The organism is Neisseria sp. GT4A_CT1 (genome assembly GCF_000227275.1).
Lineage (GTDB): Bacteria > Pseudomonadota > Gammaproteobacteria > Burkholderiales > Neisseriaceae > Neisseria.
Genome location: NZ_JH164965.1, coordinates 442,824 through 451,042, shown reverse-complemented (window position 1 = coordinate 451,042; position 8,219 = coordinate 442,824). Strand labels below are relative to the sequence as shown.

The window sequence follows — 8,219 nt, the reverse complement described above, 5'->3', positions numbered from 1 at the left end:
GCCGACTAAAAATAAACCCGAGTGCGCCCGCCCGAATAGGGAATGTGCGCAGATGCAAACCCGGTGATGAAAAGGCCGTCCGAATCCAGTCCGGAGTCGGACGGCCTTCGTGTCGGGCGGGTAAGGCTGACATGCCTGTCCCGCTTCATTCGGCCGTCAGATCAGGATGCATGGGGAAACCTATGTGGAAAGGTCGGCTGAAAAGGTAGCGGGCTGCAATACTGCCTTAGTGTGCGCTGTGAGAAGGCTCGTTATTGGAAACGACTGCCTTGCCGGCGCACTATGCCGACTACGTCTCCACCAAATAGCGCGTTGACATCCGTTAAGGTTTCAGGATGTTTGGATAAATCTTAGGTGTTCTCTTGAGATGTCGGAATAGAGTGAAAATCTGTTGGAGTTAATTTTGCAAAGACCTCTACTTTATTTATAGGCAACCGCTTATTGATACCGAAGCAGGGATTATTCTATTGCTGCGTGTGTTCCCGTTTGGTCAATTTTCTCGAGTTTGGCGGAAACGCGGTTCCATACTTCTTCCAGAGGAATGGCTTTCAGGAGACGTTCGGGATTGTTTGTATTGATGCTGTCGGGGTGGGGGAGGTCGGTATAATCGCCCGCCCATATCACTTCGGCATTGAGCGAATAAGGATGCCATATGCCCAGCCAAGTCGCGCCGAATAGGGCGATTTGCGGTTTGTCGAGCGCGGCGGCGATGTGCATGGGAACGGAATCGACGCCGATAAACAGTTTGGCGCGGTCTATCGCCGCTGCAAGTTCGCGCAAAGTTAGGCAGCCGGACAATACCCATACTTTGCCGCTTTCCGGTATTTTCAGACGACCTAAGATGGCTTCAATCATGTCGTGTTCAACGGGACTGGGGGAGGCGGTCAGGACGACGTTGTGTCCGTGGTTCAGCAGAAGCTGGACGAGTGCGGCGTTTTTGCCGTCTTCCCAACATTTGAACAACCAGCGCGCGCCCGGATGTAGTAAGACGTAGTTTTCGCCTTGCCAGCCTTGTTCGCGCAATTTTTGTTCCATACTGTTGCGGACATCTGGGGAGATGCTCATGCGGACTTTTGCGTGGGGCAGTTCTTCCGGACGGATAAGCGGAGGCAGTATGCCCAGATGGGTTTCAACGATATGTTTGGTCGTGCCCATATCGGGGTTGAGAAAGTCGTGACACCAGCGCCAGGCGGCATTGTCGCGTTTGATGCAGTTGAAGCCGACGCTGCATTTTGAACAGAGCTTGGCAATGATGGCGGCACGCCATTGGTCGGAAAGGTTGAATGCCCAATCGTATTGACGGGCTTTTAACTGACGGAAAAGGTCTTTTTCGTGTTTGAACTGCATCCGCATGCCTTGTTTCTTCCATTGCCGGTCAATGGTGAAAATCCTGGCGATTTGCGGATTGTCGCGGATGATGTCGGCGGTTTCCTGATAAACCAGCATATCGACTTCGCACTCGGGAAAATGTTTTTTGATCGCATCGACGACCGGCGTACTGAGCAATACGTCACCATGATGGCGCAGTTTGATGACGAGGATACGGTTGGGTTGTGCAAGTGACATACGGTACTTTCAGACGACCTGGTTCAAGAATGGCTCTCAATTGTAAAACGGAACGCAAGGTTTGGAAAACTGTTTCTGTATAAACGGTTTTTAGAGCAAATGAACGCTGCCGGTTTTCTTTGATTTTCTTAAAAAATATTGATTTAGGATGATCGGTGTATGCAAAATTTTTTGGCACTGCAGAAGATTGTTCCATTCTGAAAACGCCTGCGGGCTGACCGGCTGTCTGATAGGGTTGTGGCTGGAATGGGGCCGATTTACTATAATAGCCCAAGCCGCAGGCAGGATTTGTGTTCCAAAAAGTTTTGCAGGTTTCGAAGCAAATCCTAGTCCTCGGTACGTTTTCAGACGACCTTTCCTTCATCCACCGCCTTACACATCCGCCATGACACCAAATGCCCCGCTCCAACACATCACCCTTATCGGCGTCGGACTGATAGGCGGCTCTTTCGTTCTGGATCTCAAACGATTGGGATGGGTACAAACCGTGACCGGTATTGATCTCGACCGCGACAATCTCGACCGTGCGCTTGAGCGTCGGGTGATTGATAAAGCGTTTACGGAAATCAACGCCGAAAGCATCGGTCATGCCGATTTGGTGTTGATTGCCACGCCTGTTTCCACTTTGCCGACCATCTGCCAAGCCATTGCGCCGCTGCTTGCGCCGGAGGCTTATATGTCTGATGTGGGCAGCACCAAGCGGACTGCCATCGCCGCTTTCCGCCAATATCTGCCCGAGCGGATTTCACACTGTATCGCCGCACACCCCATTGCAGGCTCCGACCGCAGCGGCGCATTGGCGGCGCAATTCGGATTGTATCAAGATAAAAAACTGATTATCACCACACACGGACAAGAGCGTCCCGAAGGGATCGCTTTGATAAAAAGCCTGTGGCAGGCGGTCGGCGCACAGACGTTTGAAATGAGCGCGGAAGAACACGATGCTGTGTTCGCCGCCGTTTCCCATATGCCGCATTTGACCGCTTTTGCCTATGTCCACCAAATCGCCGACCATCCGGACGGACAGGAATATTTGAAATTTGCCGCCAGCGGTTTCCGAGACTTTACCCGTATCGCCTCCAGCCATCCCGCCATTTGGACAGACATCTGCCTGGACAATAAAAACAGCCTGATCAAGCTGATTGCCGGACTGCACGATCAACTTTCCGAGCTGGAGCGTATCCTCGAACAAGAAAACCGCGACGCGCTATACCGTTATTTTGAAGAAGCCAAGCAAACGCGCGACGAATGGTTGGGCAGCCAATAGCGGATTGATATCCAGCCTCACCTTGCAACTGCTTCTCTCCAAAAAGCAAAAAGGTCGTCTGAAAACCTATTTTCAGACGACCTTTTGTTGATTTCAGGCAGGGTTTACCAGTAGCCCAGTACTTTCCACCAGATGATGCCGATGGTGCCGAAAATCAGGATTTCGACCACGCTCATGATGAAGCCGGCTTTCCACCATTCGGTCATGCTGACATAGTTCGAGCCGTAGATGACGGGGGACGAACCTGAAGCGTAGTGGGTCAGCGACATCATGATGCCGGTGGCGGACGCCATAATCAGGGCGAACAGCATCGGCGGTGCGTCCAAGGCGAGACCTGCGCCGTAGAACGCGCCGAACATGGCGGTAACGTGTGCCGTGCCGCTGGCGAAAACGTAGTGGGCGTAGAGGTAGGCGAGTACCAGAAGGGCGCAACCGGCTTCCCAGCCCAAGCCGAGATGGGAAATGCCGCCCTGCATGGATTCGGACAGCCATGCAATCAGTCCCAATTTGTTGAGGAAGTTCGCCATCATGACCAAGGCGGCAAACCAGACGATGGTGTCCCACGCGCCTTTTTCTTTCAGCGCGTCGTCCCAAGTCAGTACGCCGGTGAGCAGACACAGCGAGAGACCGAGGAAGGTGGTGGCGGTAGCATCGACTTTCACGCCGAACAGCATTTCGGGAACGCCCGCCCACAGAAGCAGCAGAATCACGAAAATGCCGAGCATGATTTTTTCGTCGCGCTTCATCGCGCCCATTTCTTTCAGTTTTTCTTTGGCAAGGGCGGTCGCGTTAGGCGTTTGTTTGATTTCGGGCGGATACAGGAAATACAGCACCAGCGGCATCAGGAACATGGCGATCAGGCCGGGTACGACCATGGCGGCGAACCATGTGCCCCAAGAGAGGTGGATTTGCGAATCGGTGGCTTTGGCAACCAATTCGACGACCAGCGGGTTGGGCGCGGTCGCGGTAACGAAGATGCAGCAGGTGATGATGTTGGCGTGGTAGTTGACCAGCGCGAGGTATTTACCGATTTTGCCCTCCGTGCCTTTTTCGGGGTCGGAATCGAAGCTCAGAGCGATGGAACGCATAATCGGATGCACAATCGCGCCGCCGCGTGCGGTGTTGCTCGGCGTAACCGGACCGATGACCAAGTCAGCCAAAGCCAAGCTGTAACCTACGCCCAGCGTGCGTTTGCCGAAAAGGGAAATCAGAAGGTAGCCGATACGCATCCCCAAGCCGGTTTTCAACAAACCGCGCGAGATGATGATGGCGATACCGATCATCCAGATTAACGAGTTGTTGAGGCTGCTCAGTGCGTCTTTGGTCGCGTCGGCGGCTTTTTCGTTGGTCACTCCGGTCAGCGCGACCAAGGTAATGCCCAAAATCGCCATTGCGCCGATGGGCATGGCTTTGCCGATGATGCCGGCGATGATGCCGACGAACAGCGCCAAAAGGTGCCATGCGTCGGGCGATACGCCCTGCGGCACGGGTATGACGAACCAGATAATCAGCGTCAGCGCGAGCGCAACCGCCGCAGGAATTGGCTTGAAGCCCATGTTGAGTCTCCTAGTTTGAGGTATCGGGGAAATCGGATTTCAGACGACGTGTGCCTGATTTTGGTGGGAACAGGTCGTCTGAAACGTATTTGGCAGCAGTTGTTTTTTATGTTTTTCTTTTGGGTATTTGGATCATGCGTATTTTTGTGTTGTCATCTTTTTAGACGACGTTTCTTGAGTTTTACGTTTTGCCCTCTCCCTAACCCTCTCCCACGGGGAGAGGGGACGGATTGCAGAAAGTCCGATAATGGTCGGTTTCAGCACCATTATTCCCTCTCCGTGGAAGAGGGGCAGATTGCAGAAAATCTGATAATGGTCGGCTTCAGCACCATCATTCCCTCTCCCCGTGGAAGAGGGCTAGGGAGAGGGTAAAACCTCAGATTTAGCAGGTTCGGTTGTGAAACCCAACAAATACTTAAACCCCAATCATCATGTTGGGTCATGACCCAATCTACGGGTATTTTTCAGACGACCTCCCATAATAGAAAAGGTCGTCTGAAACCCCGTATCGGATTAATCCTGCTCTGCAGGCAGTCCGTACTCTTCGGGGAAGGTACGCAGCGAACTTTGCAACACGGTAACCGCGCCGTCGATCAGGCCGCAGCGGCCGCTTCGGGGCAGCAGTTGGCACAGGCTTTGCAGGGCGCGGAGGTCGTCTGAAGTGCCGATGCCGGTATCCACGCGGTTGAGCAGGCGTGAAAGTTGGAAGGTGCCGCCTTTGCACGGCGGGCATTGTCCGCATGAGTTGGACGCAAAAAATTCCACATACTCGGACACTTTGCGCACCACGCTGGTTCCTTCTGAAATCACAATCATCGCGCCCGTACCGAGGCTGGATTTGCGTTCGCGCACGGACACGAAGTCCAAAGGCACGTCCAAATCTTTCGCGGTCAGAAGCGTGTTTGACGGGCCGCCGGTGAAGACGGCTTTAAACGTGCGCCCTTCGAGCATACCGCCGCCGTGGTCGAAAATCAGCGATTGCAGGGTCGTGCCCATCGGCAGTTCGTACAGGCCCGGATTCAATACGTCGCCGGAAAGCGAGTAGAGTTTCGTGCCTGCGGCATCGCCCAAACCCAGCGATTTGTACCATTCCGCGCCTTTGGCAAGGATTTGCGGGATGTTGGCGAAGGTTTCGGTGTTGTTGATAAGGGTCGGTTCACCGTTGACACCGCTTTCGGCGGGGAACGGCGGCTTGCGGCGCGGGAACGGGAAACCGCCCTCCAACCATGAAATCACGGCGGTTTCTTCGCCGCCGATGTAGCGGCCTGAGGTTTCGACCAATTTCAGGTCTAAAGGTTTGCCCAGATAGTTTTCGATGCGGATGAACAAATCGCTTTTTTTCCATTGCTCGATGGCGGGCACGATGGCGGCGACAGATTCGGTCTGGTGCGGGTTGACATACATAATCGCTTTGTTGGCGCGGCAGGCGACGGCGGCGATTAGGACGCCTTCGATGACTTGGTGCGGCGTTTTCGCCAGCAATACGCGGTCTTTGAACGTACCCGGTTCGTCTTCGTTGGCGTTACAGACGACGTATTTGTCGCCGTGTTTGCTTTGGGCTGCGACGGCAGTCTCCCATTTGCGCCAGGTCGGGAAACCTGCGCCGCCCATGCCGCAGAGGTTGGCGTCTTGCAGCTTGGAAACGATGCTTTGAGGATCGGCAAGTGCCGCCAGCAGGCCTTCGCCGCCGCCGACTTTGCGCCACGCGGCCAAATCCGCGCCGACTTGGCGGGACGGGTGCAGTAAGTTTTGATTGGCTTGGTTCATGATTGTTGCTCCTGCAAACCGGCGTGTTCGCGCAAATCGAATTTGCCGTAGTCGGGATATAAAACGGGGGCTTTGATGTCGCTGGTCAGTCCGGCGCGGGTCATTTCGCGTTGCAGATCGTGAACGTGTCCGACACCGCCGCGCACTTTTTTCAGCGGCAGGCCGCAACCGGCGGCGGCTTTACCCGCGCGGCGGCCGAAGCTGATGATGTCCAAAAGCGCGTTGCCCATCAGGCGGTTGCGGCCGTGGATGCCGCCGGTTACTTCACCGGCGCAATAGAGGCCTTCGACGCAGGTCGCGCCGTCGCCGTTGATTTCGACGCCGCCGTTTTGGTAGTGCAAGGTCGGATGAATCATTACGGGTTCGGCAGCGGGGTCGATGCCGCATTTATGGGCGACGTGGCCGAGCGTAACCAGACGGTTCAATACATCAGGATCGTTTTCAATCAGGCGCGGGGTGTCGAGGAACACGCCGACCTGTCCGTCGCGTACTACGCCGCGGCCTTCGCGGCACTCGCGCAAAATAGCGGCGGCAACGACGTCGCGCGGCTGCAATTCGTCAACGAAACGCTCGCCCAAACCGTTGACCAGTTTGGTGCCTGCGGAGCGCACGGCTTCGGAAATCAGCGCGCCTGCCAAGTGCGGCGGATGGGCGACGCCGGTCGGATGGTATTGGAAGGAATCAATGTCGCGCAGTTTCGCGCCGATGCGGTATGCCATCACCAGACCGTCGGCGGTTGCGCCGTAGTGGTTGGAAGTGGCGAAACCCTGCAAATGCAGCCGTCCGCTGCCGCCGGTTGCCAAGACCACGGCTTTGGCGTGAACCAATACCAAAGAGCGTTTTTCCAAATCGTACAAAATCGCGCCGACGCAGCGGCCGTGTTCGTCCGACAATAATTCGATGGCGGGGTGGCGGTTGAGCTGGGTAATGTTTTCGTCGAGTTCGACCGCCTCGCGCAGTACGCGCATCATTTCAAGGCCGGTAAAGTCGCGGTAGCTCAGGATACGCGGCACGGTCGTGCCGCCTGCACGTTTGCGGCTCAACATGCCGTTGCTGTCCGCGCCTTTGGCAAGGTCGAAAGTCATGCCCAAGCCGATCAGCCAGCGGATGGCGGACGGCGCGTCGGTAACCATTTGCGCCACCAATTCTTTTTTGCCTGCGTTGTGACCGCCTTTGATGGTGTCGTCAAAATGCTGCTGCAAGCTGTCTTCTGCGCCGACTGCCGCCTGAATGCCGCCTTCGGCCATCACGGTATTGCTGTCGCCTATACGCAGCTTGTTCGCCATAATCACGCGCGCGCCTGCTTCGGTTGCAGACAATGCCGCTGCTGCGCCCGCACCGCCGCCGCCGATAACCAGCACGTCGGTGTTTAAGTGTTCCGCGCCCGACAAATCATAGTCGTCAATCAGGGGATGACTGATCAGCAGTTTCGCCAAATCAGGATGGCAGTAATCGCCCGTGTTCGGTCCGATGGGCAGTTTGACGCGCGCATTGGCCTGATAGTCGGGATGAAACTGACTCAATAATTCGTTTTTTCCGGCAGGTCGCCGCGCAGTTCCAATGAGGAAGCGCGCAAGTTGGCAAGGGCGGTTTCGTAGTCTATGCCTTGGATTTCGTTCGCCATTACATTGCCTCCTCTTCAAATTCGACTTTCATTTTGCCGCTGTCGATTTCGCGCAGGCGGCGCATCAAATCCACCGGACGCAGCGTGCGCGCTGCTTTCATACGGCGGGCGAACAGGCCTAAGTGGTTCGGACGGATGTGTTCGGGGCAGGAAAGGGTGCAGAGGTTGCACATCACGCATTGGTCGAAGGTCAGCGCAGCCGCGCCGAAATCGCCGGATACCACTTGCGCCACGCCGTTTTCCACTTCCAAACCTTTGGGGCAGGCGCGGTTGCAGCCGCCGCAATGACGACAGTTTTGCGCTTCGGGGAAGGCTTTGGCAGTGTCGTCCAGCCAGTTCCAGCCGTCGCCGACCTCGCTCACGTCGTAATATTGGATATGCTCGGGAATGAAGTAGTCCAAGAAGCTGACCTGCATCCCTTCTTCGACTTTGGTTTCGC

General features: G+C 55.5%; 6 protein-coding genes and 1 pseudogene. 1 reads left to right on the top strand and 6 read right to left on the bottom strand.

Annotation, left to right across the window (positions count from 1 at the left end; all coding sequences use genetic code 11):
* Positions 1-459 precede the first annotated feature (459 nt).
* Positions 460-1,566: a putative lipopolysaccharide heptosyltransferase III gene (rfaQ, locus tag HMPREF1028_RS04745; protein ID WP_009311667.1), complete on the bottom strand. Its 1,107-nt coding sequence runs from the start codon at positions 1,564-1,566 to the stop codon at positions 460-462.
* The gene (locus HMPREF1028_RS13395; protein WP_094112995.1) at positions 1,511-1,762 is read right to left on the bottom strand and encodes a hypothetical protein; all 252 of its coding nucleotides are present in this window, start codon (positions 1,760-1,762) and stop codon (positions 1,511-1,513) included. The genes rfaQ and HMPREF1028_RS13395 overlap by 56 nt, the downstream gene beginning before the upstream one ends.
* A 189-nt stretch (positions 1,763-1,951) precedes the next feature.
* On the opposite strand from HMPREF1028_RS13395, the gene HMPREF1028_RS04740 reads away from it, so the two are divergent.
* The gene (locus HMPREF1028_RS04740; RefSeq protein ID WP_009311666.1) at positions 1,952-2,833 is read left to right on the top strand and encodes a prephenate dehydrogenase; all 882 of its coding nucleotides are present in this window, start codon (positions 1,952-1,954) and stop codon (positions 2,831-2,833) included.
* A gap of 104 nt (positions 2,834-2,937) precedes the next feature.
* Here the strand turns inward: HMPREF1028_RS04740 and HMPREF1028_RS04735 are convergent, their stop codons facing one another.
* The 4 genes and pseudogenes from HMPREF1028_RS04735 to HMPREF1028_RS15410 all read right to left on the bottom strand — a co-directional run.
* Complete coding sequence (locus tag HMPREF1028_RS04735) at positions 2,938-4,389, bottom strand: DASS family sodium-coupled anion symporter (RefSeq protein WP_009311665.1); 1,452 nt, start codon at positions 4,387-4,389, stop codon at positions 2,938-2,940.
* A 513-nt stretch (positions 4,390-4,902) separates the two neighbouring features.
* Complete coding sequence (locus HMPREF1028_RS04730) at positions 4,903-6,156, bottom strand: NADH-ubiquinone oxidoreductase-F iron-sulfur binding region domain-containing protein (protein WP_009311663.1); 1,254 nt, start codon at positions 6,154-6,156, stop codon at positions 4,903-4,905.
* Positions 6,153-7,780 (bottom strand): annotated as a pseudogene (locus HMPREF1028_RS04725) (FAD-binding protein). Before HMPREF1028_RS04725 ends, HMPREF1028_RS04730 begins: the two are co-directional and overlap by 4 nt.
* Positions 7,780-8,219 (bottom strand): 4Fe-4S dicluster domain-containing protein (locus HMPREF1028_RS15410; RefSeq protein WP_009311660.1); only part of this gene is annotated, 440 nt, incomplete at its 5' end. The pseudogene HMPREF1028_RS04725 and the gene HMPREF1028_RS15410, both read right to left, overlap by 1 nt.

Coding starts and splice junctions, on each gene's coding strand:
- rfaQ (WP_009311667.1), bottom strand. CDS start 1,566: ATGTCACTTGCACAACCCAACCGTATCCTCGTCATCAAACTGCGCCAT.
- HMPREF1028_RS13395 (WP_094112995.1), bottom strand. CDS start 1,762: ATGGAACAATCTTCTGCAGTGCCAAAAAATTTTGCATACACCGATCAT.
- HMPREF1028_RS04740 (WP_009311666.1), top strand. CDS start 1,952: ATGACACCAAATGCCCCGCTCCAACACATCACCCTTATCGGCGTCGGA.
- HMPREF1028_RS04735 (WP_009311665.1), bottom strand. CDS start 4,389: ATGGGCTTCAAGCCAATTCCTGCGGCGGTTGCGCTCGCGCTGACGCTG.
- HMPREF1028_RS04730 (WP_009311663.1), bottom strand. CDS start 6,156: ATGAACCAAGCCAATCAAAACTTACTGCACCCGTCCCGCCAAGTCGGC.